Raw genomic sequence first — 26,388 nt, 5'->3', positions numbered from 1 at the left:
AGCCACGTCATGGCTGTGTCACAACACGAACCGTCGCAGACCGGGCACATGGGGTCACCGCCTGGCCGTGCGCCCTCGGCGCTCCCGTGCCCCCGTGAGCTGCCCTCACTCCCGTAGCCGGATTGGCTCCCCACACCTGGGCAAGATGCGGGATCATGTCTGGCATGACCGAGGTGTCCTCGCTCACAGGGCGGCTGCTCGTGGCAACGCCCGCCCTGGCGGACCCGAACTTCGACCGCGCGGTGGTGCTCCTTCTCGACCACGACGAGGAGGGCTCCCTCGGTGTCGTCCTCAACCGTCCCACGCCCGTGGACGTCGGCGACATCCTCGAGGGCTGGGCGGATCTCGCCGGGGAGCCCGGCGTCGTCTTCCAGGGCGGCCCCGTGTCGCTGGACTCCGCGCTCGGCGTCGCCGTCATCCCGGGCGGCGCCTCCGGCGAGGCCGCTCCGCTGGGCTGGCGCCGGGTGCACGGCGCGATCGGACTCGTCGACCTGGAGGCCCCGCCGGAGCTGCTGGCCTCCGCCCTCGGATCGCTGCGGATCTTCGCCGGGTACGCCGGCTGGGGCCCCGGTCAGCTGGAGGACGAGCTGGTGGATGGGGCGTGGTACGTCGTCGAGTCGGAGCCCGGCGACGTGTCCTCCCCGTCCCCCGAGCGGCTCTGGCGCGAGGTGCTGCGCCGGCAGCGCAACGAGCTGGCGATGGTCGCCACATATCCGGACGACCCATCGCTCAACTGAACTCCGGACGCTTCAGTACCCTTGCCGTATGAGCACTCTCGAGCCCGAGCGCGGGACTGGTACGGGAACCCTCGTAGAGCCGACGCCGCAGGTGTCCCACGGCGACGGCGACCACGAGCGCTTCGCCCACTATGTCCAGAAGGACAAGATCATGGCGAGCGCCCTGGACGGGACGCCCGTCGTGGCGCTGTGCGGCAAGGTCTGGGTGCCCGGCCGCGACCCGAAGAAGTACCCGGTGTGCCCCCTGTGCAAGGAGATCTACGAGTCCATGGGTGCCGGCGGCGGCGACGACAAGGGCGGCAAGGGCGGCGGCAAGTAGTCGCCGGGAGAGCGGTTCAGACCTCAGTGGTCCAGACCTCTTGTGGGTGCCTGCGGTAGTCCCTAGGCTCCGTCCGTGGCGCAGGACGAGATCAAGAACGACGTGATTCCGGCGGCGCGCGCCGTCGCCGGTCCGGTGCGGGGCGCGTTCCTGTTCGACCAGGACACGACTCTGCGGGCCGCCCCCGGCACGGGCACCGCTGAACGCTGGCTGCGCGCCACGCTCGGCGCGGCCCTCGGTCTGCCGCTGCCGGCCGTCAGCCCGAGCGGGCCGCCGACTGCCGCGTCAGCCGCTGTGTCGGCCGCCGTGTCGTCCGCCCCGTCGGCCGTCGGTCGGGAGCCGGCGGCGAACTCGGTGCGGCTGCTCCTGGACGACACCCTGGAGCCCGAGGCCTATCGGCTCCGTGTGACCGACCGGAGCGTGGAGATCCGCGGCGGTGCCCCGGCCGGGGTCTTCTGGGGCGCGCAGACCCTGCGCCAGCTGCTCGGCCCGGACGCCTTCCGCCGCGCCCCCGTGCGACCGGGCGCCGCCCACGCGGTCCCGGCCCAGGTCATCGACGACGCGCCCCGCTTCCGCTGGCGCGGGCTGATGCTGGACGTGGCCCGGCACTTCATGCCGAAGGACGGCGTCCTGCGCTACCTGGACCTGATGGCCGCGCACAAACTCAACGTGCTCCACCTCCACTTGACGGACGACCAGGGCTGGCGGGTGGAGATCAAGCGGTACCCGAAACTGACCGAAACCGGCTCCTGGCGCTCGCGCACCAAGGTCGGCCACCGGGCCTCCCCGCTGTGGGAGGACAAACCGCACGGCGGCCACTACACCCAGGACGACATCCGCGAGATCGTCGCCTACGCCGCCGAGCGGCATATCAGCGTCGTCCCGGAGATAGACGTACCCGGGCACTCGCAGGCCGCCATCGCCGCGTATCCGGAACTCGGCAACACCGACGTCATCGACACCACCGCCCTCACTGTCTGGGACAACTGGGGGGTCAATCCGAACGTACTCGCCCCCACTGACAACACCCTGCGCTTCTACGAGGGCGTCTTCGAGGAACTGCTCGACCTGTTCCCGGCGAACGCCACGGGCTCCACGGGATTTTCGGAGTTCTTCCACATCGGCGGCGACGAGTGCCCCAAGGACCAGTGGCGCGCCTCGTCTGCGGCGCAGGCCCGCATCCGGGAACTCGGGCTGGCCGACGAGGACGAGTTGCAGGCGTGGTTCGTCGGCCACTTCGACAAGTGGCTTGCCGCGCGCGGGCGTCGGCTCATCGGCTGGGACGAGATCCTGGAAGGCGGGCTCGCGGACGGTGCCGCCGTGTCGTCCTGGCGCGGGTACGCGGGCGGGATCGCCGCCGCGCGGGCCGGCCACGACGTCGTCATGTGTCCCGAGCAGCAGGTGTACTTGGACCACCGGCAGGACGCGGGCGCCGACGAGCCGGTGCCCATCGGCTACGTACGGACCCTGGAGGACGTCTACCGGTTCGAGCCGGTGCCGCCCGGACTCGACGCGGACCACGCCCACCATGTGCTGGGCGCCCAGGCCAACGTGTGGACCGAGGTGATGGAGGACTCCGCACGCGTGGACTACCAGACCTTCCCCAGACTGGCCGCCTTCGCCGAGGTCGCCTGGAGCGCTCTGCCCGCGCCCTCGCAACGGGACTTCGCCGACTTCGAACGCCGGATGACCACCCACTACCGACGCCTGGACGCCCTGGGCGTCGCCTACCGCCCTCCCACCGGCCCGCACCCCTGGCAACGCCGTCCCGGCATCCTCGGCCGCCCGATCGACGGCCCGCCACCGGCCAGGTGACCCCCGATGGAGCCGGGCCGCGACTGTCGGGCGGGCCCGCGACTGATGGGCAGACCCTGACTGGTGGGGCGGGGCCCTCTGCTGGGCGGGGCTCCTTCCGGTGAGGCGGCCTTGGTAGGTGGGGCGAAGTCCTGATCGGTGGGCGGCGTCCCTGCCGGTGGGGCGGACTTGGCGGGGGAGCGGGTCCTGGTCGGTGGGCGGTGCCCCTGCCGGGGGGCAGCCCCGACGGGAGGCCTCCGGCCGGTGGGCGAGGCCCCGACCGGTGCGGCGGCGGCCCCCGACGGGTCGGGCGGCGCGGGGCGACCCGCGGCCCTTCCGGCTTCCCGCTCCCCGGTCCCTGCCGGTGGGGCCGCCCCCGACGGGGAGTCCCCGGCCGGTGGGCGAGACCCGACGGGTGCGGCGGGCTCCGACGGGTCGGGCGGCCTCGGCGGGTGGGGCGGCCCCGACGGGCCGGCCCGTCGGGGCCGCCCCGGGTTCCCGATCCCCCGGCTCCCCGATCCCCGCCCCTTCCGCGCCCCGCGCTTCTCGAACTGACAGCGGAAAAAAATCCGCAAGAGTCAGCGAAGGGTGGGAATTCGCCCGCAGCGGTGATGCCGTGTCAAAACGGACCATGTCCCCGATGAGGTGGGCGAATGCCTCCTGGCGGACCCGTGTCCTCGCCCCCTGCGAAGATGTGCCAGAGTTGCCACGTCCGCCCTGTCAGGTCGTACCGTACGGCCACACGGGTGGGACCAGTGGGGCAGCGGGAAGGGGCAAGCCGGTTTGACCACGCACGCACCGCAGGCGGCGCAGGCCGTCACGCTGCCCACGACGCTGGACGAGGCCGTGGCGGCACTCACCGCCATGCCCGCCGCCGTGCCCGTGGCCGGCGGCACCGACCTCATGGCCGCCGTCAACTCCGGGCAGCTCAGGCCGGCCGCGCTGGTCGGCCTCGGCCGGATCAGCGAGATCCGCGGCTGGCAGTACCAGGACGGCCACGCGCTGCTCGGCGCCGGCCTCACGCACGCGCGCATGGGGCGCCCCGACTTCGCCGCCCTGATCCCCGCGCTCGCCGCCGCCGCACGCGCCGCCGGCCCCCCGCACATCCGCAACGCCGGCACCCTGGGCGGCAACATCGCCTCCGCCGCCCCCACCGGGGACGCGCTGCCGGTGCTGGCCGCCCTGGAGGCGACCCTGATCATCGCGGGTCCGGGCGGAGCCCGCCGGGAGATCCCGGTGTCGCACCTGCTCGCCGGGGTGGAGATGCTCCGCGCGGGCGAGCTCATCGGCTACGTGCGCGTACCGCTGCTGCACGCCCCCCAGGTCTTCGTGAAGGCGACCGGCCGCACCGGCCCCGGCCGCGCCGTCGCGTCCGTGGCGCTGGTCCTGGACCCGGCCCGGCGCGGTGTGCGCTGCGCGGTCGGCGCCATAGCGCCCATGCCGCTCCGGCCCCTGGACGCCGAGCAGTGGGTGGCCCAGCTCATCGACTGGGACAACGACCGCGCGATCGTGCCCGAGGCGCTCAACGCCTTCGGCGAGTACGTCGCCGCGGCCTGCATCCCCGATCCGGTCCCGGCCCCGGACGGGTCCGTGCCGCAGCTTCCACCCGCCGTACTGCACCTGCGGCGCACCGTCGCCGCGCTGGCCCGACGAGCACTGGGGAGGGCGCTGTCGTGACCGACGACCAGCACGCGGAGGGCGCGCCCGGCAGCGGCGGCCGCTGGAACCCGCTGCCACAGGGCGACTACGACGACGGTGCCACCGCGTTCGTGAAGCTTCCCGAGGGCGGCATCGACGCCCTCCTGGCCGCCGACAGTCCGCTGGCCGCGCCCGGCCACGGCTATGTGCCGCCGCAGATAACGGTCACGCCCGCCTCGCCCGCGGCCACCGACCCGTCGGCCACCGGCGGCTGGGCCGTACCCGCCGAGGGCGCCCAGTGGCCCGACCCGAACGCGGTGCCGCAGGACGGCACCGGGGACGCGGGCGCGGACGACCGGTTCGCGTACCGCCCCCAGGCCACCCAGCAGTGGACCTTCCAGGACGACCACACCCAGGCACAGGGGCAGGCGCAGGCGCACTCCCAGGGGCGCTCCCAGGCGCAGCCCCCGTCCCCGGCGCCCGGGCACGACGTCACGGGGCAGTGGTCGATCCCGGTCGCCGGAGGCGACCTTCCGGACGAATCGGGCGAGTTCACTACGTCGTCCCTGGTCCAGCAGTGGGGCGGCACCCCTCCGCCCACCCTCCCGGGCGGCGCGGCCGCCCCCTGGGCGCCGGAGGCGATCGGGCAACCGTGGGCGCGCCCGCCGCAGGACCCCGCCGACGGTGCGTACGACGGCGGCGCGTACGACGGCGAGCCCGCCGCCCACCCGTATCCGGCCGAGCCCGCGACGACCGCCCAGCACCCCGAGGAACCGACGGCGCGTGACGAGCACCCGGAGCACCGCCGGCACCCCGAGTCCGAGCCCGAGCCGGAGTCCGGTGCCCCCGCCGCGACCCGGTCGGCCGCACGGGACGCCGAGGCCGTGCAGCCCGGCGCCGGACCTTCCCGACCTTCCGGACCTTCCGGGGCTCCCGGGGCCGATGAGTCGCCCGAGCATGTACGCGGGGCCGTCCAAGCGCCCGTAGAGCCCGCCGAGAGCGCCGCTGGGCGCCCCGCCGCCCAGGACCCGGCCGAGGAGTCCGCCGACCCCCGCCAGGCCGCCGAAGAGCCCGTCACGGCCTCCGACCCCACGGCCCCGGACGCCGACCCGGCCGACCCGGCCGACGCGCACCAGGAAGCCGCGGCCGCGGACGGCCCGCCGCCCGCGGCGCCGCAGGACGAGCATCCGCTCGCCTCCTACGTGCTGCGCGTCAACGGCGTGGACCGGCCCGTCACCGACGCGTGGATCGGCGAGTCGCTGCTGTACGTGCTGCGCGAGCGGCTCGGTCTCGCGGGCGCCAAGGACGGCTGCTCGCAGGGCGAGTGCGGCGCCTGCAACGTGCAGGTGGACGGCCGTCTCGTCGCCTCCTGCCTGGTGCCCGCGGTCACCGCGGCCGGCAGCGAGGTCCGTACGGTCGAGGGCCTGGCCGTCGACGGACAGCCGTCGGACGTGCAGCGGGCGCTCGCGCGCTGCGGCGCGGTGCAGTGCGGCTTCTGCGTGCCCGGCATGGCGATGACCGTGCACGACCTGTTGGAGGGCAACCCGGCCCCCACCGAACTGGAGACCCGTCAGGCCCTGTGCGGCAACCTGTGCCGCTGCTCGGGCTACAAGGGCGTCCTGCGGGCGGTCGAGGAGGTCGTCGCCGAGCGCGAGGCGCACGCCGCCGCGGAGCACGCCGCGGCCGACGGCGGTGAGACGGATGCCGGCGAGCCGCGTATCCCGCACCAGGCGGGCCCCGGCGCCGGCGGCATCCACCACTCGGCCTTCGGCGCACCGGCCCCGCACGGGCCCGACGAACCGCACGGTCACCCTGATCCGCACGGGCACCACCACGATCCCCACGGACATCACGACCCGCACGACCCCTACGGCCACGACGGAGGCCAGGCGTGAGCAACGAAGCCGCCACCGCTGCCGCCACGGAGACCGCCCCCGCGCCGGAGCCTCTGCCGCACGGAATCGGCTCCTCGCTGCCGCCCGCCGACGCCCGCGCCAAGACGGAGGGCACCTTCCCGTACGCGGCCGACCTGTGGGCCGAGGGCCTGCTGTGGGCGGCGGTCCTGCGCTCGCCGCACGCGCACGCGCGCATCGTGTCCATCGACACCACCCACGCGCGCGAGATGCCCGGCGTACGGGCCGTCGTCACCCACGAGGACGTCCCCGGCCGCCCGCTGTACGGCCGTGGCACGGCCGACCGTCCCGTCTTCGCGTCCGAAGTCGTACGCCACCACGGCGAGCCCATCGCCGCCGTCGCCGCCGACCACCCGGACACCGCGCGGATGGCCGCCGCCGCCGTCATCGTCGAGTACGAAGTACTCGACGCGGTGATCGACCCCGAGCAGGCGTTCGAGGCCGAGCCGCTGCACCCCGACGGCAACCTGGTCCGGCACATCCCGCTGCGCCACGGCGACCCGGAGGCGGCCGGTGACGTCGTCGTCGAGGGCCTGTACCGCATCGGCCGGCAGGACCCCGCGCCGATCGGCGCCGAGGCCGGCCTCGCCGTGCCCCGCCCGGACGGCGGCGTCGAGCTGTACCTCGGCTCCACCGATCCGCACGCCGACCGCGACGCGCTCGCCGCCTGCTACGGGCTGGAGCCGGAGCGCGTGAAGATCGTCGTCACCGGTGTGCCCGGCGCCACCGCCGACCGCGAGGACCAGGGCTTCCAGCTCCCGCTGGGCCTGCTGGCGCTGAAGACCGGCTGCCCGGTGAAGCTGACGGCGACCCGCGAGGAGTCCTTCCTGGGCCACGCCCACCGCCACCCGACCCTCCTGCGCTACCGCCACCACGCCGACGCCGAGGGCAAGCTGGTCAAGGTCGAGGCGCAGATCCTGCTGGACGCGGGCGCCTACGCCGACACCTCCGGCGACGCCCTGGCCGCCGCCGTGTCCTTCGCCTGCGGACCGTACGTCGTGCCGAACGCCTTCATCGAGGGCTGGGCCGTGCGCACCAACAACCCGCCCTCGGGCCACGTCCGCGGCGAGGGCGCCATGCAGGTGTGCGCCGCCTACGAGGCGCAGATGGACAAGCTGGCCAAGAAGCTCGGCGTCGACCCGGCGGAGCTGCGGCTGCGCAACGTGATGGCCACCGGAGACGTCCTGCCCACCGGCCAGACGGTGACCTGCCCGGCCCCGGTCGCCGAACTGCTCCAGGCCGTGGCGGACCACCCGCTGCCCCCGCTGCCCAAGGACACCCCCGAGGACGAGTGGCTGTTGCCCGGCGGCCCCGAGGGCGCGGGCGAGCCGGGCGCGGTGCGCCGGGGCGTGGGCTACGGCCTGGGCATGGTGCACATGCTCGGCGCGGAGGGCGCGGACGAGGTCTCCACGGCCACGGTGAAGGTCCAGAACGGCGTCGCTACGGTGCTGTGCGCTGCCGTCGAGACGGGCCAGGGCTTCACGACGCTCGCCCGGCAGATCGTCCAGGAGACGCTGGGCATCGACGAGGTGCACGTGGCCCCCGTCGACACCGACCAGCCCCCGGCCGGCGCGGGCTGCCGGGGCCGCCACACCTGGGTGTCCGGCGGCGCGGTGGAGCGCGCGGCGAAGATGGTCCGCACCCAGCTCCTCCAGCCCCTCGCGCACAAGTTCGGCATGTCGACCGAGCTGCTGCAGATCACCGACGGCAAGATCACGTCGTACGACGGCGTGCTGTCGACCACGGTCACCGAGGCCATGGACGGCAAGGAGCTGTGGGCGACGGCCCAGTGCCGCCCGCACCCCACGGAGCCGCTGGACGAGGCCGGCCAGGGCGACGCCTTCGTGGGCCTGGCCTTCTGCGCGATCCGCGCCGTGGTGGACGTGGACATCGAGCTGGGCTCGGTCCGCGTGGTGGAGCTCGCGGTGGCCCAGGACGTCGGCCGGGTCCTCAACCCCGAACAGCTGGTCTCCCGCATCGAGGCGGGCGTCACCCAGGGCGTGGGCATCGCGCTCACGGAGAACCTGCGCACCCCGCGCGGCCTGGTCCGCCATCCCGACCTGACGGGGTACGCCCTGCCGACGGCCCTGGACGCGCCCGACATCCAGATCGTGAAACTGGTCGAGGAGCGGGACGTCGTGGCCCCCTTCGGCGCGAAGGCGGTCAGCGCGGTCCCGGTGGTCACCTCCCCGGCGGCCGTCGCCTCCGCGGTTCGGGCCGCCACCGGCCGCCCGGTCAACCGCCTGCCGATCCGCCCGCAGGCGGCGGTCGTCACGGGCCAGTGAGCGGCTGAGCCCCGGCGTTCTCGCAGGCCGGGGGCTTTGTCAGTGGTGCGTCGTAGTGTTTTCGGCAGTCGGGCAGTCGGTACGACGGCTTCGGAGAACACGGGGGAACGATGAGCACGACCTGCACCGCGGTGACCGCCCTGGCCGAGGAGGCCGGGGATCCGAACCAGGGCCTGACCCTGCGCCTGCCCGCCCGCCTCCTGGACGAGGAGTTCGGCCGGGGCCGCGTCGTCCGCTTCGAGGACGTCGACTTCCCGGCCACGCTCACCCACGAGCCGACCCGCCGCTTCCTGCGCGAGACGGGCCTGCCCGAGGACGGCATCCTCTTCGAGCTGGACACCGACATCCCCCTGCGCACCCTCGCCGAGTACTACGCCGACGAGCACCCGGGCGCTTACCGGCGTGCCGAACTTCCGTCCCACGTCGACCGCTTGATACGCCTCGGCCACTTCGCCGAGGGCGACAGCCTGGTGGTCGACGGAGCCACGGGCGAGGTGTGGAACTGGAGCGCGGCCGAGGCCACGCTCCACCCCTTCGACGAGGACGTCTCCACCCTCGCCTTCAGCCTCTGGCTGCTGCACCGCACGCTGGGAGGCCGTGGCGGGAATTGAACCCGCGTACCTCGCTTTGCAGGTTTGTCGTCGCTGGTCAGAGCGCCATCCGGATGCGGCTCCGTAAGGCTGTGTACGGCGATGAACGAGACGGAAACTGAGACGGACGCTGTCTCCTCGCGTCAGCCGCGATGACCTTACGTCCTGCGCGATTGATACGCGAAGCGTGATGTGGCTCCTGATCATCCAACGAGGCCGACGAGCGTCTGACAGGCTCTCAGGGTTAACCGCGGATGTTGCTCAAGCCTGGGGTCGCTGCCCCAGGTCTGCCCCGGGCGCGGTGGCGCGCTGCAGCTTGCAGGCGAACGTAGCGGGCTGGATTCACAGGCGCACGATGACCAGGGCGGTGTCGTCGGTGGCGTCACCGGGTGGGAGTAGGTCGTTGAGCACGGCGTCGGCGAGGGGTTCGGGGTCCTCTGCCTGGTGGCGAACCAGGGAGTCGGCGAGCCGGGCGAGGCCGGTGTCGATGTCTTCGCCGCGGCGTTCGATCAGGCCGTCTGTGTAGAGCACGACAACGGCGCCCTCGTGGAAGTCCGCTGCAGCCTGGATCCGGGGGGCGTGTTCGGGACGGGCGGCCAGTGGCGGGTCGGTGGCCTGGTCCAGGAACTCGACGGTCCCGTCCTTCTGCAGGAGCGCGGGTGGGGGGTGGCCCGCGCTGCTGTAGGTGATGGTGCGGGTCTTCCAGTCGATGAATGCCGTGGCCACGGTGGTGTTCTCGGCGCCGTCGACGGTGCGGGCGTACAACCCGAGGACCTCCAGGGCGCGGGCGGGGCCTTCGGCGACGAGGGAGGCGGCGGTGAGGGCGCTGCGCAGTTGTCCCATGACGCCGGCTGCGGGCAGGCCGTGGCCGACGACGTCGCCGACCGCGACGGTGATGCGGTCGCCGGGCAGGTCGACCAGGTCGTACCAGTCGCCGGCCACATGCAGCGCTTCGGAGGCGGGCCGGTAGCGTACGGCCGCCGGGTGCCGGCCGACCGGGCGAGGAGCGGGCAGCATGGCTTCTTGCAAGGTCAGCGCGACTTCACGGGCGCGGATGAGCTCGGTGACGTCCTCCGCCCGGTGCAGCAACAGCGTTACCCGTTCGTCAGATCCGAACACGGGGATGTTGGTCATGTTGAAGTACCGCTCGTGCCGCACTCCGGGCAGATCGGGGTCCTCCACGTCGTAGCGCTGCAACGCCACGATGCTGCGCTCACCGGTGCACGCTGCCCGGCGTAGTGATGCCAGAACTCTGAGCAGGAGAGGCTCGGAGGGGTCTTTTTCGGGGTAGTCCTCGGGCACGAAGCGACCGACCACCTGCTCGCGGGGGAGGCCCCGGAGGCGCAAGAACTCCGCGTTGGCGTCCGCGTAGATCAGCTGCGGGGTCACCAGCGCCACCGCCCCGGGAAGGGCCTGGAACACCGCCGCGTAGTCGACCGCCGGTACCTTCATGACTTCCCTGCCTTGCCCCGCAGCTCTGTCTCTCTTCACGATACGAGCGGGGACTCACAGCTCGCCTCATGATGTTGTAGGTCCAAGGGCGGCTACACACGAACCGTGATCGATTGGCGTGCCCGGGGATCCTCGCCGACGACCTAGCCGGGGTGTGCGCCGCGGTCTGAGCGTCGAACGACCTTCGGCACGGCTGCAGGGCTCAGGCGATGCTGGACTCGCCGACCGCCACGGACACAGTGAGCCCGGCCGTCAGCAGGCCGAGAAGCGCTCCTCCACCTCCTTCATTGAGCCCCGCTGTGCGGGCCATCGGCACGGGCTGTAGTTGCTCCCGACCGCCCTCGGATGGCGCGGATACGCCCCGACTCTGGCCGTCCAGCAGATTTACAGTGTGCTCCGCCCCCGCACTGCGACCTGCGCTTTCCCTGGCAGCCGGCACCGCCGGGAGACGCCTGGGGGAGATCGAATCGGTGGACGGCGACCGCTGCTTACAAGTTCGCTCGCTGGGTCAGGCGACATCCCGGAATGGGCCCTCGTGGCTGGCCGGCATTCCAGCCGAGGCCGTCGTTGTCCGCCCTGGTCCGGCGTCGTTGATGTCGGCTGGTGATGGCAGCCGGACTCTCTGCCGACAGCGGCGGACCCTGCAGGTCACTCAAGCGGCACGGGAGCGACGGGGAGCTGTTCCTTGTACGGCCACGTGAACGTTCGGTCCGGTTCGAGGTGAGCCTCTCCCCAGTGAATGGCATGGATGCCGTTCTCCGGATCGGCCGTGAAGAAGACGCAGATCAGCTTCGTAGAAGCTCCCAACTCCTCGAACGCTTCGTACAGCCCCAGGTACTCCTCCGTCGCCAGGCCGTCATCGAGGTCGAACAGCCCCTCTGGCGGCTGGGGCCCATGCGCCCGGAACAGTCGATGCCGGGTGGGCGACGCGTTCGAAGGCAACCGGGCACGATCAAGCGGCCTCGGCTTGTCTGCGTACCTGAAGGGGAAGAGTGCGTGATCGTGGATCACTGCGTACTCGTACCCGCGCACGTCTCGTACGGACTCCCCAAGCTCCCGCGCCGTCTGCGCCAGGTACTCGCGCACCAATCCTGAGAGGGCGACACCGTAGGGGCTCCGCTTCCTCAGCCCTACCGCAAGGTGTGCGGCATGAGCCTTCGCGTGCGCGTTGGCCAGTTGCATCGGCACGGCTGCCGCCAGCGCGCCGGCATGCCGCCCGAATGGAGCACATCGTCGGCGTCAGCATTGCCTTCCGTGATGCTGAGGGGACGCACTGGCAGCGCACGCGAGACGGGTCCCTCCGCGAGGTCGACACAGGTGATGTGAGTCAGCGGACGGGAGTTGCTGACGGTGGCGGTTTCGTTCAACCCCAGGAATTGGAGGATGTGGATCTCCCACGTCTCCAGGCCTGAGTCGATCGCCAGGTGCCCAACCAGACGACGACTCCTGGTGAGCGGAGCCCGGACCGGTATAGGCAGGGACTTGCTGTCGACTGAGACGGAAACTGAGACGGACGAGCAAAGGGGCGGCACCCCATCAAGGGTGCCGCCCCTTCGTTTTGCCTGTTCAAGGCAACAGAGGCCGTGGCGGGAATTGAACCCGCGTACCTCGCTTTGCAGGCGAGTCCCTGGGCCACTCGGGCACACGGCCGTGTCGGGAACCGCTGGGCGGTCCGTTCCGAACTCGGTGCGTCGACCGTAGGCCGTGGTGAAGGGGCGACTCAAGGAAACCGCGGGGGCTGCAACGCGACTGCCATACGCCGTTCACAAAGAACGTTCGTGGAGAAGGGGGAGGACGAGTGGAGGTCGTACGACCAAGGTCCCGGTCCGGGGGCGACTCCCGACAGGGGCAAGAAGCGGCTGTGGACCTTACCCTGACGACCATGACCGCCCTGGAACCACGCGACACCGGCGTCGCCGGCACCTCCGACCAGCCCGGCAGATCCCGCCCGCGGGAGGCACCGGCCCCCGCCCCCGCGGCGGCCGAAGAGGCCACCGACACCGTGCTCGGCCGGGCCTACCGATCGCTCAGCGTCGGGATCGTCTCCGTCGTGCTGCTGATCGCCTTCGAGGCGACCGCCGTGGGCACGGCGATGCCGGTCGCGGCCCGGGAGTTGCACGGGCTGTCGCTGTACGCCTTCGCGTTCTCGGGGTTCTTCACGACGAGTCTGTTCGGGATGGTGCTCGCCGGGCAGTGGTCGGACCGGCGCGGTCCGCTGGGTGCGCTGACCGCGGGGATCGGCGCCTTCGCGGCGGGGCTGCTGCTGGCCGGGACGGCCGCGACGATGTGGGTGTTCATCGCGGGACGGGCCGTGCAGGGGTTCGGCGGCGGGCTGGTGATCGTCGCCCTGTACGTCGTCGTGGGGCGGGCCTATCCGGAGCGGCTGCGTCCGGCAATCATGGCGGCGTTCGCGGCGGCCTGGGTGGTCCCGTCGATCGTCGGCCCGCTCGCCTCGGGCGCGGTGACCGAGCACCTGGGATGGCGCTGGGTGTTCATCGGCATCCCGGTGCTGGTCGTGTTCCCGCTGGCGATGGCGCTGCCCCAGATACGGCGGCGGGCGTCGGGCCCGGTGGGGGAGGGCACCGACGAGGAGACCGAGCAGTCCTTCGACCTGCGGCGCATCCGGCTCGCCCTCGGTATCTCGTTCGGCGCCGGGCTGCTCCAGTACGCGGCGCAGGACCTGCGCTGGATATCGCTGATACCGGGAGCGGCGGGGGCCGCGCTGCTGGTGCCGGCCGTGCGCGGGCTGCTGCCGCGCGGCACCTACCGGGCGGCGCGCGGGCTGCCGTCCGTGGTGCTGCTGCGCGGGGTCGCGGCAGGCTCCTTCATCGCCGCCGAGTCCTTCGTCCCGCTGATGCTCGTCACCCAGCGGGGGCTCTCCCCGACGCTGGCCGGCTTCTCGCTGGCGGCGGGCGGCGGGACCTGGGCGCTCGGCTCCTGGGTGCAGTCGCGGCCCAGGATGGCGCCGTACCGGGAGCGGCTGATGACACTCGGGATGGTGCTGGTGGCGGCGGCCATCGCCACCGCGCCCAGCGTGCTGATCCACTCCGTGCCGGTCTGGACGGTCGCCGTCGCCTGGGGCTTCGGCTGCTTCGGCATGGGCCTGGTCATCGCCTCCACCAGCGTGCTGCTGCTGCGGCTGTCCGCCCCCGAGGAGGCCGGCACCAACTCCGCGGCCCTGCAGATCTCCGACGCCCTGTCCAACGTCCTGCTGCTCGCGGTGGGGGGTGCCGCGTTCGCCGCGCTGGGCGGCGGCACGGTGGCCCACACGACCGCCACGGCGACCGGTTCCACCGCCCACCCGGCCGCCTTCGCGGCGGTGTTCCTGCCGATGGCCGGGGTGGCGTTGGTGGGGGTTTGGGTGGCCAGGCGGGTGCGGGGCGAAACGCGGTGACACCTCGTGGTGCCACGTAGTACCACGTAGTACCGTCGAGGTATGGCTGGACTGAACCTCCGCTTCACGGACGAGGAACTCGAGGCGCTGCGCGAGCGGGCGGCGGCCGAGGGCAGGAGCATGCAGGCGTTCGCGCACGACGCGGTGATCGCTGCCGTGAACGAGCGCTCCCGGCTGTTCAACGAGGCGGCCGAGCACGTGCTCAAGGCCAGCGCCGAGCTCAACCGGAGACTGGCCTGATGTACTACCTCACCCTTCCCGAGCTGCTGAACCTCGCCAAGCGGCTCGGGGCGGACGAGGTGCGCGACTACGGTCTGCTGGACTCGGCGCTGGCGCGTCCACAGTCGAGCGTGTTCGGGCAGGACGCCTACCCGGACGTCTGGCAGAAGGCCGCCGCCCTGATGGAGTCCCTGGCGCGCAACCGCGGACTCGTGGACGGGAACAAGCGCATCGCCTGGTACGCGACCTGGGTCTTACTGCACCTCAACGGGCATCCGCTGGACGCGGACTTCGACGTGGACGAGGCCGAGCGCTTCGTGCTCGATGTCTGCCAGGGCGCCCTCGATGTACCCAAGATCGCCGCGCAGTTGCCGCGTTTTGCCCGATGATCTGTGACGCGTGTCGCAACCGGGGTCGGCGGGGTGTCGTCGGCCCGGGTGACGGGTGAGCACACCGGTAGGGTGGCTCGGTCGTCATCCGTAGCCGAGCCCCCAGCACAACGAACCGGAGACCGTGACTACTACCGCCGCCAGCTCGTCGCACTCGCACCATCTCTCGCCCGCCTTCCCCGGACGCGCGCCCTGGGGCACCGCCAGCAAACTGCGTGCCTGGCAGCAGGGGGCGATGGAGAAGTACATCCAGGAGCAGCCGCGCGACTTCCTCGCGGTCGCCACCCCCGGCGCCGGCAAGACGACCTTCGCGCTGACGCTCGCCTCATGGCTGCTGCACCACCACGTCGTCCAGCAGGTGACCGTGGTCGCGCCCACCGAGCACCTGAAGAAGCAGTGGGCCGAGGCGGCGGCGCGCATAGGCATCAAGCTGGACCCCGAGTACAGCGCGGGCCCGCTCGGCAGGGAGTACCACGGCGTCGCCGTGACGTACGCGGGCGTCGGCGTGCGCCCCATGCTGCACCGCAACCGCGTCGAGCAGCGCAAGACCCTCGTCATCCTCGACGAGATCCACCACGCCGGTGACTCCAAGTCGTGGGGCGAGGCCTGTCTGGAGGCGTTCGAGCCGGCGACCCGCCGCCTCGCCCTCACCGGCACGCCGTTCCGCTCCGACACCAACCCCATCCCGTTCGTGACGTACGAGGAGGGCCAGGACGGCATCCGGCGCTCGGCCGCCGACTACACCTACGGCTACGGCTCCGCGCTCTCCGACGGCGTCGTGCGGCCCGTCATCTTCCTCTCCTACAGCGGCAACATGCGCTGGCGCACGAAGGCCGGCGACGAGATCGAGGCCAGGCTGGGCGAGCCGATGACCAAGGACGCGGTCAGCCAGGCCTGGCGCACCGCGCTCGACCCGCGCGGCGAGTGGATGCCGGCCGTGCTGCGCGCCGCCGACCAGCGGCTGACCGAGGTCCGCAAGGCCATCCCGGACGCCGGTGCCCTCGTCATCGCCTCCGACCAGGACTCCGCGCGCGCCTACGCCAAGCTGATCCGCGAGATCACGGGCAGTGGCGCGACGGTCGTCCTCTCCGACGACGCGGGCGCCTCGAAGAAGATCGACGAGTTCAGCGACGGCGACGACCGCTGGATGGTCGCGGTCCGCATGGTGTCCGAGGGTGTCGACGTGCCCCGCCTCGCGGTCGGCGTCTACGCCACGACGATCTCCACCCCGCTGTTCTTCGCCCAGGCAGTCGGCCGTTTCGTACGGTCCCGGCGGCGCGGCGAGACCGCCTCCGTCTTCCTGCCGACCATCCCGGACCTGCTCACCTTCGCCAACGAGATGGAGGTCGAGCGCGACCACGCCCTCGACAAGCCGAAGAAGGAGGGCGAGGAGGACCCGTACGCCGAGTCCGAGAAGGAGATGGAGGAGGCGAACCGGGAGCAGGACGAGGACACCGGCGAGCAGGACATGCTGCCGTTCGAGGCACTGGAGTCCGACGCCGTCTTCGACCGGGTCCTCTACGACGGCGCCGAGTTCGGCATGCAGGCCCACCCGGGCAGCGAGGAGGAGCAGGACTACCTCGGCATCCCCGGCCTGCTGGAGCCCGAGCAGGTGCAGCTGCTGCTGCAGAAGCGGCAGGCGCGGCAGATCGCGCACAGCCGCAGGAAGCCGGACAGCGAGGCCGATCTGCTCGAACTGCCCGCCGACCGGCGGCCGGTGGTGACCCACAAGGAGCTGATGGAGCTGCGCCGGGAGCTCAACACCCTGGTCGGCGCCTACGTCCACCAGAGCGGCAAACCGCACGGCGTGATCCACACCGAGCTGCGCCGGGTGTGCGGCGGCCCGCCGAGCGCCGAGGCGACGGCGGGACAGCTGCGCCAGCGGATCGCCAAGGTGCGGGAGTGGGCCACGCGCATGCGCTGATGCCGCGCGCCACGGCCCGGGACTGCGCGCGTATCCGGACGAATGCAGGCAGGCCGGATCTGCCCTTGCCCGGATTCTGGACGGAGGCTTCCGCTCAGCGAACCGGCTTCGCTACTGTCCCGCTACGCACACGCCCCGTGGCAGAGCCGCCGCGGAGCGCAGCCGTGAAGCGACTTACGTCCGGGACGGCCCGGACCGCCGGCCGATCGGCGGCCTCTGTTGCGCGTCACTGACGGGACTCGGTGACGTACCCGCCGCGATGAGCGCCGCCGACCTCACCACTTAAGGAGTGGGCGTCGTGACCGCGGAGACCTCTCAGACGCTCGACCGGGGACTGAAGGTCCTCAAACTGCTGGCCGACACGGACCACGGACTGACCGTCACCGAACTGTCCCAGAAACTGGGTGTGAACCGCACCGTCGTCTACCGGCTCCTCGCCACTCTGGAACAGCACGCGCTCGTCCGCCGTGACCTGGGCGGACGGGCCCGGGTCGGGCTCGGGGTGCTGCGTCTGGGCCGGCAGGTGCACCCGCTGGTGCGCGAGGCGGCGCTGCCGGCGCTGCGGTCGCTGGCCGAGGACATAGGGGCGACGGCGCACCTGACGCTGGTGGACGGGTCGGAGGCGCTGGCGGTCGCCGTCGTCGAGCCCTCGTGGACGGACTACCACGTGGCCTACCGGGCCGGGTTCCGGCACTCCCTGGACCGGGGTGCCGCGGGCAAGGCGATACTCGAGGCCCGCCGCCAGCCGATGGCCGACCCCGGCTACACCCTCACCCACGGCGAACTGGAGGCGGGCGCCTGCGGCGCGGCGGCCCCCCTGCTCGGCGTGACCGGCCTCGAGGGCAGCGTCGGCGTGGTCATGCTGGCCGACTCCGTGCCCGAGAGGGTGGGCCCGAGGGTCGTGGACGCGGCCCGCGAGGTCGCGGAGGCGTTGCGCTGAGGCGGCGGGGGCGTCGCGATGAGGTCGCGGGGGCATTGCGCTGAGGCGGCGGGGGCGTCGCGCCGAGGTCGCGGAGGCGTTGCGCCGAGCCGCAGGGGCCCGGGCGGAGGGTGACCGCCGCCCGGCCGGATGTCGTCGTCGCGTTAGATTGATCCCGTGCTCTCTCGCCTCTCGCGCCCCAAGGCCCTCGCCCTCTGTGCGCTGCCCGTCGTGGCCCTGATCGCCACGGCCGTGGCGGCGCCGCTGCCGTTCTCGGTGGCACAGCCCGGCTCGACGGCCAATGTGCTCGGCACGTTCAAGGGCAGCCAGGTGATCACGATCTCCGGTACACCGGTGCGGAGCACGAGCGGGCAGCTGCGGATGACGACCATCGAGGCGACCGGCCCGGACGCCCGCGTCACGCTCGGCGACGTGATCGACGGCTGGTTCGACACCGGCCGGGCGGTCATGCCGCGCGACGCGGTCTACCCGAGCGGTGACACCGTCCAGCAGATCGAGCGGCACAACGCCGAGCAGATGAAGCAGTCCCAGGACGCGGCGACCCAGGCCGCACTGAAGTACCTGGGCCTCAGCGGCGACAAGAACATCAAGGTCTCGCTGAAACTGGCCGACATCGGCGGCCCCAGCGCGGGTCTGCTGTTCTCCCTCGGCATCATCGACAAGATCCACGGAGACGCCACCGGCGGCGACCTCTCGGGCGGCCGCACGATCGCCGGCACGGGCACGATCAGCCCGGACGGCACGGTGGGCGCGGTCGGCGGCGTGTCCCTCAAGACCCAGGCCGCGCGCCGGGACGGCGCCACGGTCTTCCTGGTCCCGAAGGCCGAGTGCACCGACGCCCGCGCGGAGCTGCCGAAGGGCCTGCGCCTGATCCCGGTGACCACCCTCAAGGGCGCGGTCGGCGCCCTGACCGCCCTGCGCACGGGCAAGGGCTCGGTCCCGAGCTGTTAAACGAGCGAGCTGACAGAACGAGCCGGAGACCACCCCGCAACGGCCCCGCGACGCCCTCTACCCGTTCCTCTCCCGGTCCTCCGCCGCCTGCTCCACCAGAGGGATGATCCGCAGCGGCACGGGGTTCTCCATCACGATGGCCGTGGAGGCGCGGACGATGCCCTCGATGGCGACCACGCGGTCGATCACGCGCTGGAGGTCGGCGTTGGAGCGGGCCACCAGCCGGCACAGCATGTCGCCGGTGCCGGTGGTGGTGTGCAGTTCCAGGACCTCGGGCACCGTCGCCAGGTGGGCCCGTACGTCCGCGCCCTGCCCCTGGCGGATCTGCAGCGTCGCGAACGCCGTCACCGGATAGCCGAGCGCCGCCGGATCCACCTCCGGGCCGAAGCCACGTATGACGCCGTGGGACTGGAGGCGGTCCATACGCGCCTGCACCGTCCCCCGGGCGACCCCCAGGCGCCGGGACATCTCCAGGACGCCGATGCGCGGCTCGCGCGCCAGCAGCGCGATGATGCGGCCGTCCAGACGATCGATCGCCACAGCCCCGCCTCCAGGGTCGCCTCACGGTGGTCATCCTGTACAGAAAGCCCGCCGACACCGGTCGTTCACCGAGCATATTGCCCAGTGAATACGCGAACTATTGCGCACCTTGCGAGACCAGGTGACGCTTCCGCTATGACGCAGACCACACAGCACACTCCCGACGCGACCGCGCGGCAGGCCGACCCCTTCCCGGTCAAGGGAATGGACGCGGTCGTCTTCGCCGTGGGCAACGCCAAGCAGGCGGCGCACTACTACTCCACCGCCTTCGGCATGAAGCTGGTCGCCTACTCCGGACCGGAGAACGGCAGCCGCGAGACCGCTGCTTACGTCCTGGAGAGCGGCTCCGCCCGCTTCGTGTTCACCTCGGTGATCAAGCCCGCCACCGACTGGGGCCGCTTCCTCGCCCAGCACGTGGCCGAGCACGGCGACGGCGTCATCGACCTCGCCATCGAGGTCCCGGACGCGCGTGCCGCGTACGAGTACGCGATCGGGCACGGCGCCCGCCCGGTCGCCGAGCCCTACGAGGTCAAGGACGAGCACGGCACCGTCGTCCTCGCCGCGATCGCCACCTACGGCGAGACCCGTCACACCCTCGTCGAGCGGACGGGCTACGACGGCCCGTACCTCCCCGGTTACGTGGCCGCGAAGCCCCTCGTCGAGCCGCCCGCCCAGCGCACCTTCCAGGCGATCGACCACTGCGTCGGCAACGTCGAACTCGGCCGGATGAACGAGTGGGTCGAGTTCTACAACAAGGTCATGGGCTTCACGAACATGAAGGAGTTCGTGGGCGACGACATCGCCACCGAGTACAGCGCGCTGATGTCGAAGGTCGTGGCCGACGGCACCCTCAAGGTCAAGTTCCCGATCAACGAGCCCGCGATCGCCAAGAAGAAGTCCCAGATCGACGAGTACCTGGAGTTCTACGGCGGCGCCGGCGTCCAGCACATCGCGCTGAACACCAACGACATCGTGCAGACGGTACGGACGATGCGCGCGGCCGGCGTCGAGTTCCTCAACACCCCCGACTCCTACTACGACACCCTCGGCGAGTGGGTCGGCGACACCCGCGTGCCCATCGACACCCTGCGCGAGCTGAAGATCCTCGCCGACCGCGACGAGGACGGCTACCTGCTGCAGATCTTCACCAAGCCGGTCCAGGACCGCCCGACCGTCTTCTTCGAACTCATCGAGCGGCACGGCTCGATGGGCTTCGGCAAGGGCAACTTCAAGGCCCTGTTCGAGGCGATCGAGCGCGAGCAGGAGCGCCGCGGCAATCTGTGAGGCGAGGGCGCCGAGGCGGACGTAGGCTCACGTCATGGCCAGGATCAACGACGTGGGCGGCACGGTCGGCTTCGGCGCCATCGACACCACCGACGACCCCGAGCCCTTCCACGCGGACTGGGAGGCGAGGGTCGCCGGCCTCCTGCTCGCCCTGCGCGCGGAGGGGCTCTTCCAGCTCAACGAGTTCCGGGACGCCATCGAGTCGATCCCGCCCGCCCGGTACCTGACCACCTCCTACTACGAGCGGTGGTTCACGGCCATCTGCTCCCTGCTGGAGCGCAAGGGCGTCCTCGCACCGGGTGAACTCGACGAGCGGGAACCCGGCGGCCGCGGCGAGACGGAGGCCGCGGATGCCTGACCGCTTCGCCGCCGGCACCCGGGTCCGCACCTTCCCGTACGACCCGCCGCACCACACCCGCCTGCCGCGTTACGCCCGCGGCAAGCCGGGTGTCGTCGTCGAGCCGGAGGAGCGGGCACCCCTGGCCGACCTCAGTGCACAGGGCCGCGCGGACGCGCCCGTCGAACAGGTCTACGCCGTGCGCTTCGCCGCCCGGGACCTGTGGGGCGAGGGCGATCACCACGTCGTACTGGACCTGTGGGAGAGCTATCTGGAGGAGGTGCCCGATGAGCGGTGACCACTCCGACGCGGCGATCGCCCGCCGGGTGCGGCGGCTGGAGACCCTGCTCGAGGAGAAGGGGGTGCTCACCGGCGCGCGGCTGGACGAGATCATCGACGCCTTCGTCACCGGCGCGACCCCGGCGAACGGCGCCCGCGTGGTGGCCCGCGCCTGGACCGACCCGGCCTACAAGGCTCGGCTGCTCTCCGACGGAACGGCCGCGGTCCGCGAACTCGGCTACATGAAGGGCGGCTACGAGCGGCTGAGGGTGGTGGAGAACACCGAGAACGCCCACAACGTCATCGTCTGCACGCTCTGCTCCTGCTACCCGCTGTTCCTGCTCGGCCCGTCCCCCAGCTGGTACAAGTCCGAGGCCTACCGCTCCCGGGTGGTCAGGGACCCGCGCGCCGTCCTCGCCGAGTTCGGCCTGCACCTGCCCGCCGACACCCGGATCACCGTATGGGACTCCAGCGCGGAGACGCGCTACATGGTGCTGCCGAGACGGCCCGCGGACACCGAAGGGCTGAGCGAGGAACAGCTGGCCGCGCTGGTCACCCGCAACGCCCTCATCGGGACCGCCGCGCTCTGAACTCGGCCGGCGGACCGGAGGGAGAGGGCCGACGGGGTTCACAGGGATGGCCCATGGTGCGACGCTGTGATCATGAGCCGTATCCAAGCCGCACCCGACGAGGCCCAGGGCAACCTCACCGACCGGCTCCTTTCGGGCCTGCCGGCCGAGGCGGTCCTCACCGACGCCGACGTCACGGCCTCCTACGCCAACGACATGGCGAGCTTCTGCCCGTCGGGCGTCCCGGCCGTCGTCGTCCTGCCGCGCACGGTGGAGCAGGTCCAGCACGTCATGCGGATCGCCACCGAACTGCGCGTCCCGGTCGTCCCGCAGGGCGCCCGCTCCGGCCTGTCCGGCGCGGCCAACGCCTCCGACGGCTGCATCATCATGTCCCTGACCAAGATGGACCGCATCCTGGAGATCAACCCGGTCGACCGGATCGCGGTCGTGGAGCCGGGTGTCGTCAACGCCGCGCTCTCCCGCGCGGTGAACGAGCACGGCCTGTACTACCCGCCGGACCCCTCCAGCTGGGAGATGTGCACCATCGGCGGCAACATCGGCACCGGCTCCGGCGGCCTGTGCTGCGTGAAGTACGGCGTCACCGCCGAGTACGTCCTCGGCCTGGACGTGGTGCTGGCCGACGGGCGCCTGATGTCCACCGGCCGCCGCACCGCCAAGGGCGTCGCCGGATACGACCTCACCCGGCTCTTCGTCGGCTCCGAGGGCTCGCTCGGCATCGTCGTACGGGCCGTGCTGGCGCTCAAGCCGCAGCCGCCGCAGCAACTGGTGCTCGCCGCCGAGTTCTCCTCCGCGGCCGCCGCCTGCGACGCGGTGTGCCGGATCATGACGGGCGGCCATGTGCCGTCGCTGCTGGAGCTCATGGACCGTACGACGGTGAAGGCCGTCAACGACCTCGCGCACATGGGCCTGCCGGAGACCACCGAGGCCCTGCTGCTCGCCGCCTTCGACACCTCCGACCCGGCCGCCGACCTCGCCGCCGTCGGCGCGCTGTGCGAGGCGGCCGGCGCCACCCAGGTCGTCCCCGCCGAGGACGCCGCCGAGTCCGAGATGCTGCTCCAGGCCCGGCGGCTGTCCCTGACCGCGCTGGAGGCGGTCAAGGGCACCACGATGATCGACGACGTGTGCGTGCCGCGCTCCCGGCTCGGCGAGATGCTCGACGGAATCGAGCAGATCGCCGAGAAGTACCAGCTCACCATCGGGGTCTGCGCACACGCCGGCGACGGCAACACCCACCCGACCGTCTGCTTCGACGCCCAGGACCCCGACGAGTCCCGGCGCGCCCGCGAGTCCTTCGACGAGATCATGGCCCTGGGCCTCCGGCTCGGCGGCACGATCACCGGCGAGCACGGAGTGGGCGTACTGAAGAAGGAGTGGCTGGCGCGCGAGATCGGCCCGGTGGGCGTCGAGATGCAGCGGGGGATCAAACAGGTCTTCGATCCGCTGGGCATCCTCAACCCCGGCAAGCTGTTCTGACCCGCGCGCACCCGCGTACCCGCGCACCCGCGCCGTCGCGTCCGCTGCGCCGCCCGGGCCCCCGCGCTCACCGGGCGAGCAGTTCGGCCAGACCGTCGTCCAGGCCGAGCTGCTCCCCCTCGCTGCCCGGCGGCACCACGCGCAGCGTGCGCTCCAGCCACGCCGAGACCTGCGCGGCCGGCGCCTCCAGCAGGGCCTCGCCGCCCGGTGACCGCAGCGCCATCAGGACGACGCTGCGGCCGTCCGACTTCGACGGCCACACCCGTACGTCACCGTTGCCGCACGGCCGGAACACCCCCTCCACGAGCAGCTCGCGGGCGAACGTCCAGTGCACGGGGTGCGCGGAGTCGACATGGAAGTCGAGGTGCACGGCGTACGGGTCGTCGGTGCGGTATCCGAGCCGGGCCGGAACGGGGATCCCCCGCTCGGGCGACAGCACCAGCCTCAGCTCCAGCTCGCGTTCCACCACGGTGCGCTTCATCCTCCGTCGGTCCTCTCCACTCGTCACGGGTACGGATACGGATCCGGAGCGGACCCGCACGAGTGGAGAGGCGGGTGGACGCCGGGCATTACGCGGATCGACCGAACTTTTTTCCGTTCGGGGCTTCGGGCTTGTGAAGTACATGTACGAGGTTGCCCGGAAAGGAGTCGGTCCGGCGGGACTGGCGGTGGCGGGTGCGCCGGTCTGATAGATGTGGAGGCCCCCGATACCACCCCCGAGCAGATACGGGACGACGGACATGAGCGCCCCAACCCCGGCACCAGGTGACGACAGGCCCCGCGAGGGGTACTACCCGGACCCGTCCATCCCCGGATACGTCCGGTACTGGAACGGTGCCGCCTGGGTACCGGGCACCAGCCGTCCGGCACCGGCCGACGGCGAGCCGCTCAGCCCGCCGCCCGGGGTGAGCCCCGCGCCCGCACCCGCGGGCGCCGCCACTCCGGCGGTCGAGGAGACGGGCCCGCACTTCTTCGACGAGGACCCCGCGGACGCGCCGGGCCCGGCAGGGGCGCAGGGCGTCCGTGCCGAGCCGGCCTCGGCGTGGGGCGCCGACCGAGGGCAGCAGTCCGGATTCGGCGGCGACCAGGACCGCCGCGTCTCCTGGGGCACCCCGGCGCCGGCCGACCCCCGCGTGGCCCACACGCCCGAGCCGACCGTCCGGCCCTCTGACGAGCGGGCCGCGGAGGCAGGCCAGGGCCAGGGCCAGGGGCAGGGGCGAGGACCCGGCCAGGCCGAGGCGGGCAACACGTTCGTGTTCCGCCGTCCGACGGCGGCGGACGGCGGAGCCGGGACGCCGGGCAACCCGCCCGGGTCCGGCCTCCCTGCCCCCGGCGGCCCCCCGGCCGACGAGGGCACCATGATGTTCCGCCCGGTGCGCCCCGGGTGGCAGTCCGATCCGACGGGAGACCCGGGACGCCCGGGACCGGCGCCGGTACCCCCTCAGGGCTCGCCCGGCGGGCCGGACGGCCCCGGCTTCGCCGCCGGCAAGGCGGCAGCCGGGCGCGCGTCGGCAGCGCAAGGACCGGCGCAGGGACAGGCGCAGGGCCAGGGCCCCGCTCAAGGTCGGACAGGCCCGGCGGGTCCGGCGGGTCCGGCAGGTCCGGCTCAGGGCTTGCTGGGCGGTCCGGAGGCCACCCCGCACGGCCGCCCGCAGGGCCAGGCTGCCGCCAGGGCTCAGACCCCGGGAGCCGCCCCGGCTCAGGCGTCCGGCGCCGCGCCGGCCGGGTCCCCCTCCCCGGCGCACGCCCCCGCCCCCGCACTGCCCCAGCAGGGCGGCGCACCGCAGCCCGTTCCCAACGCCTCGGCCGGTCCGGCCGCCGGTCCCGTGCCCACGCCACTGACCAGTGGCCCCGGCGGCGGGCAGTCCTCCTGGCCGCAGCAGGTGCACCAGCTCGCCGGAGCGGGAGCGGGAGCGGGAGCGGGTGCGGGGGCAGGTGCGGCCGTGGGCGCAGGGGAGGGGCAGCCCGTCGCGCCGTGGAAGCCGCCGGTCGAGGACCCCTTCCAGGCGGCCGCGCGCCGGCAGGCGGAGGCCCGGCCCGCCGGCCTCGGCAGGCGGCTGGCCGCACGCCTCGTCGACACGGTCGTCCTCGCCGGAGCCACCGCAGGGGCCGCCGCACCGCTGGGCACCAGGGCGGCCGACCACATCGACGAGAAGATCGACGCGGCCAAGCTCTCCGGCCACACGGTCACCGTCTGGCTGCTGGACGGCACGACGGCGACGTATCTGGGCATCGTCCTCGCCGTCCTGCTGCTCTTCGGCGTCGTCTACGAGGCACTGCCCACCGCCAGGTGGGGCCGCACCCTGGGCAAGAAGCTGTGCGGCCTCCAGGTGCGGGACATCGAGGCCCACGAGCCTCCGTCCTTCGGCCGGGCACTCGGCCGCTGGCTCGTCTACAGCGTGCCCGGGCTGCTCGTCGTCGGACTCGTGGGCGTGCTGTGGTGCCTGTTCGACCGGCCCTGGCACCAGTGCTGGCACGACAAGGCCGCGCACACCTTCGTGGCGGGGTGACCGGGACGGCGTAGGGGCTCGGCGGCCGTCATCCGTACGGCCGCTCGCCGGATGCGGCCCGGCCGGGTTCGAGATCGACTCGGCGCATGAGCACCGAACCGCCCCCCGGCTCCGAACCGCCTCCGGGCTCCGGACCCCCGCCCCCGCCCCCGGGCGGGCCGCCCCCGCCGCCCGGCGGCGGAGGACCGCACGGCGGTGACCAGTACGGCGGCGGCACGGGCGGCTCCCCGTACGGCGGAGGCGGTGAACCCCACGGGGGAGGCGGGCCCTACGGAGGCGGGCCCTACGGCAGTGGCGGACCCTACGGCGGTGGCGGGCCCTACGGCGGCGGCCCGTACCCGGAGGACCCGCTCGCCGGGATGCCTCCGCTCGCGGACAGCGGCAGGCGCACCCTCGCGCGGATCATCGACCTGATCCTGGTCGGCGTCGTCGTGTGGCTGATCACCCTGGCGCTCCGCGTCAACGAGTACACGGTGAACGCCGATCAGGTGGAAGTCGCGCGCTCCCTCTGGCAGTCGGTGGTCGGCGTGGTGCTCTACATGGCCTACGACACCTTCATGACCGCCCGATGGGGACAGACCCTCGGAAAGAAGTGGCTGGGCATGCGCGTGGCGAACCTGGCCGACGGTTCCACGCCGTCCGTCGCGACCGCGTTGGCGCGCGCGGCGGTGCTGTGGATCCCGTTCTGGTTCTGCTGCGCCTGCATCTGGCTGGCGATCTGCGGCGGTTGGAGCTACTTCGACCGGCCCTACAGGCAGGGACTGCACGACAAGGCGGCCAAGACGGTGGTGGTCAGCACGAACCGCTGAACGCGCCGAGGGGCACTGAGC

At 72.6% G+C, this 26,388-nt stretch carries 23 protein-coding genes, 1 tRNA gene and 1 pseudogene; 20 read left to right on the top strand and 5 right to left on the bottom strand.

Going from position 1 to position 26,388, the window contains the following annotated elements; translation table 11 throughout:
• Positions 1-164: 164 nt before the first annotated feature.
• The 7 genes and pseudogenes from IE318_RS26420 to IE318_RS26390 form a co-directional block, all read left to right on the top strand.
• Positions 165-737, top strand: a complete 573-nt coding sequence (locus tag IE318_RS26420; RefSeq protein ID WP_189904282.1) for a YqgE/AlgH family protein — start codon at positions 165-167, stop codon at positions 735-737.
• Positions 738-765: 28 nt separating this feature from the next.
• Positions 766-1,056 carry a DUF3039 domain-containing protein gene (locus IE318_RS26415; protein ID WP_189904280.1) on the top strand — a complete coding sequence of 97 codons (291 nt, stop codon included), beginning with the start codon at positions 766-768 and terminating at the stop codon, positions 1,054-1,056.
• A gap of 75 nt (positions 1,057-1,131) precedes the next feature.
• Entirely contained in the window at positions 1,132-2,871 is a 1,740-nt protein-coding gene (locus IE318_RS26410) for a beta-N-acetylhexosaminidase (protein WP_189904278.1), read from the top strand.
• A 762-nt stretch (positions 2,872-3,633) separates the two neighbouring features.
• The gene (locus tag IE318_RS26405) at positions 3,634-4,527 is read left to right on the top strand and encodes an FAD binding domain-containing protein (RefSeq protein WP_189904276.1); all 894 of its coding nucleotides are present in this window, start codon (positions 3,634-3,636) and stop codon (positions 4,525-4,527) included.
• Positions 4,524-6,383, top strand: coding sequence for a 2Fe-2S iron-sulfur cluster-binding protein (locus IE318_RS26400; protein ID WP_189904274.1), 1,860 nt, complete (start codon positions 4,524-4,526; stop codon positions 6,381-6,383). Before IE318_RS26405 ends, IE318_RS26400 begins: the two co-directional genes overlap by 4 nt.
• On the top strand, positions 6,380-8,686 hold the full coding sequence (locus IE318_RS26395; protein WP_189904272.1) for a xanthine dehydrogenase family protein molybdopterin-binding subunit: 2,307 nt from the start codon (positions 6,380-6,382) through the stop codon (positions 8,684-8,686). The genes IE318_RS26400 and IE318_RS26395 overlap by 4 nt, the downstream gene beginning before the upstream one ends.
• 170 nt (positions 8,687-8,856) lie before the next feature.
• A pseudogene (locus IE318_RS26390) lies at positions 8,857-9,270 on the top strand (SUKH-4 family immunity protein); the annotation flags it as partial.
• Positions 9,271-9,618: 348 nt separating this feature from the next.
• Here IE318_RS26390 and IE318_RS26385 read toward each other — a convergent pair.
• From IE318_RS26385 to IE318_RS26375, 3 genes are all read right to left on the bottom strand, one after another.
• Positions 9,619-10,728: a PP2C family protein-serine/threonine phosphatase gene (locus IE318_RS26385; protein WP_189904268.1), complete on the bottom strand. Its 1,110-nt coding sequence runs from the start codon at positions 10,726-10,728 to the stop codon at positions 9,619-9,621.
• 648 nt (positions 10,729-11,376) lie between these two features.
• Positions 11,377-11,814, bottom strand: coding sequence for a hypothetical protein (locus IE318_RS26380; protein WP_229903757.1), 438 nt, complete (start codon positions 11,812-11,814; stop codon positions 11,377-11,379).
• A 492-nt stretch (positions 11,815-12,306) separates the two neighbouring features.
• A tRNA-Cys gene (locus IE318_RS26375) sits at positions 12,307-12,378 on the bottom strand.
• Positions 12,379-12,610: 232 nt separating this feature from the next.
• Between IE318_RS26375 and IE318_RS26370 the strand changes: the two genes are divergently transcribed.
• The 6 genes from IE318_RS26370 (at position 12,611) to IE318_RS26345 (ending at position 18,545) form a co-directional block, all read left to right on the top strand.
• Positions 12,611-14,122 (top strand): MFS transporter, encoded by a 1,512-nt coding sequence (locus tag IE318_RS26370; RefSeq protein WP_189904266.1) that lies wholly within the window; start codon positions 12,611-12,613, stop codon positions 14,120-14,122.
• A 42-nt stretch (positions 14,123-14,164) separates the two neighbouring features.
• Entirely contained in the window at positions 14,165-14,362 is a 198-nt protein-coding gene (locus IE318_RS26365) for a hypothetical protein (RefSeq protein ID WP_030167296.1), read from the top strand.
• Entirely contained in the window at positions 14,362-14,730 is a 369-nt protein-coding gene (locus tag IE318_RS26360) for a type II toxin-antitoxin system death-on-curing family toxin (RefSeq protein ID WP_189904264.1), read from the top strand. Before IE318_RS26365 ends, IE318_RS26360 begins: the two co-directional genes overlap by 1 nt.
• 124 nt (positions 14,731-14,854) lie before the next feature.
• Complete coding sequence (locus IE318_RS26355) at positions 14,855-16,654, top strand: DEAD/DEAH box helicase (protein WP_030167300.1); 1,800 nt, start codon at positions 14,855-14,857, stop codon at positions 16,652-16,654.
• 298 nt (positions 16,655-16,952) lie between these two features.
• Positions 16,953-17,594 (top strand): IclR family transcriptional regulator, encoded by a 642-nt coding sequence (locus tag IE318_RS26350; RefSeq protein WP_030167302.1) that lies wholly within the window; start codon positions 16,953-16,955, stop codon positions 17,592-17,594.
• A 156-nt stretch (positions 17,595-17,750) separates the two neighbouring features.
• A complete protein-coding gene (locus tag IE318_RS26345; protein ID WP_189904263.1) occupies positions 17,751-18,545 on the top strand; it encodes a S16 family serine protease in 795 nt (264 codons plus the stop codon).
• 57 nt (positions 18,546-18,602) lie between these two features.
• Here IE318_RS26345 and IE318_RS26340 read toward each other — a convergent pair whose 3' ends face one another.
• Entirely contained in the window at positions 18,603-19,085 is a 483-nt protein-coding gene (locus tag IE318_RS26340; RefSeq protein ID WP_030167307.1) for an Lrp/AsnC family transcriptional regulator, read from the bottom strand.
• A gap of 135 nt (positions 19,086-19,220) precedes the next feature.
• Here IE318_RS26340 and hppD point away from each other — a divergent pair, with 135 nt between their 5' ends.
• The 5 genes from hppD (at position 19,221) to IE318_RS26315 (ending at position 23,048) form a co-directional block, all read left to right on the top strand.
• Positions 19,221-20,369 (top strand): 4-hydroxyphenylpyruvate dioxygenase, encoded by a 1,149-nt coding sequence (gene hppD / locus IE318_RS26335; RefSeq protein ID WP_030167310.1) that lies wholly within the window; start codon positions 19,221-19,223, stop codon positions 20,367-20,369.
• A 34-nt stretch (positions 20,370-20,403) separates the two neighbouring features.
• Complete coding sequence (locus tag IE318_RS46565; protein WP_189904260.1) at positions 20,404-20,727, top strand: SH3-like domain-containing protein; 324 nt, start codon at positions 20,404-20,406, stop codon at positions 20,725-20,727.
• Positions 20,720-21,004, top strand: a complete 285-nt coding sequence (locus IE318_RS46560; protein ID WP_030167315.1) for an SH3-like domain-containing protein — start codon at positions 20,720-20,722, stop codon at positions 21,002-21,004. The genes IE318_RS46565 and IE318_RS46560 overlap by 8 nt, the downstream gene beginning before the upstream one ends.
• Positions 20,994-21,575 carry a nitrile hydratase subunit alpha gene (gene nthA, locus IE318_RS26320; protein WP_189904258.1) on the top strand — a complete coding sequence of 194 codons (582 nt, stop codon included), beginning with the start codon at positions 20,994-20,996 and terminating at the stop codon, positions 21,573-21,575. The genes IE318_RS46560 and nthA overlap by 11 nt, the downstream gene beginning before the upstream one ends.
• 66 nt (positions 21,576-21,641) lie before the next feature.
• Positions 21,642-23,048 carry an FAD-binding oxidoreductase gene (locus IE318_RS26315; protein ID WP_189904256.1) on the top strand — a complete coding sequence of 469 codons (1,407 nt, stop codon included), beginning with the start codon at positions 21,642-21,644 and terminating at the stop codon, positions 23,046-23,048.
• Between the two features lie 67 nt (positions 23,049-23,115).
• On the opposite strand, the gene IE318_RS26310 is transcribed toward IE318_RS26315, so the two are convergent.
• Positions 23,116-23,529: an SsgA family sporulation/cell division regulator gene (locus IE318_RS26310; protein ID WP_189904254.1), complete on the bottom strand. Its 414-nt coding sequence runs from the start codon at positions 23,527-23,529 to the stop codon at positions 23,116-23,118.
• Positions 23,530-23,788: 259 nt separating this feature from the next.
• On the opposite strand from IE318_RS26310, the gene IE318_RS26305 reads away from it, so the two are divergent.
• Entirely contained in the window at positions 23,789-25,558 is a 1,770-nt protein-coding gene (locus tag IE318_RS26305) for an RDD family protein (RefSeq protein ID WP_189904252.1), read from the top strand.
• Positions 25,559-25,644: 86 nt separating this feature from the next.
• Positions 25,645-26,367, top strand: a complete 723-nt coding sequence (locus IE318_RS26300; RefSeq protein ID WP_030167330.1) for an RDD family protein — start codon at positions 25,645-25,647, stop codon at positions 26,365-26,367.
• The last annotated feature ends 21 nt before the right edge of the window (positions 26,368-26,388 follow it).

The organism is Streptomyces spiralis (assembly GCF_014654675.1).
In the GTDB taxonomy this organism is placed as follows: domain Bacteria; phylum Actinomycetota; class Actinomycetes; order Streptomycetales; family Streptomycetaceae; genus Streptomyces; species Streptomyces spiralis.
The sequence above is the reverse complement of the archived record's forward strand: the minus strand, read 5'-3'. Positions and strand labels throughout refer to the sequence as shown.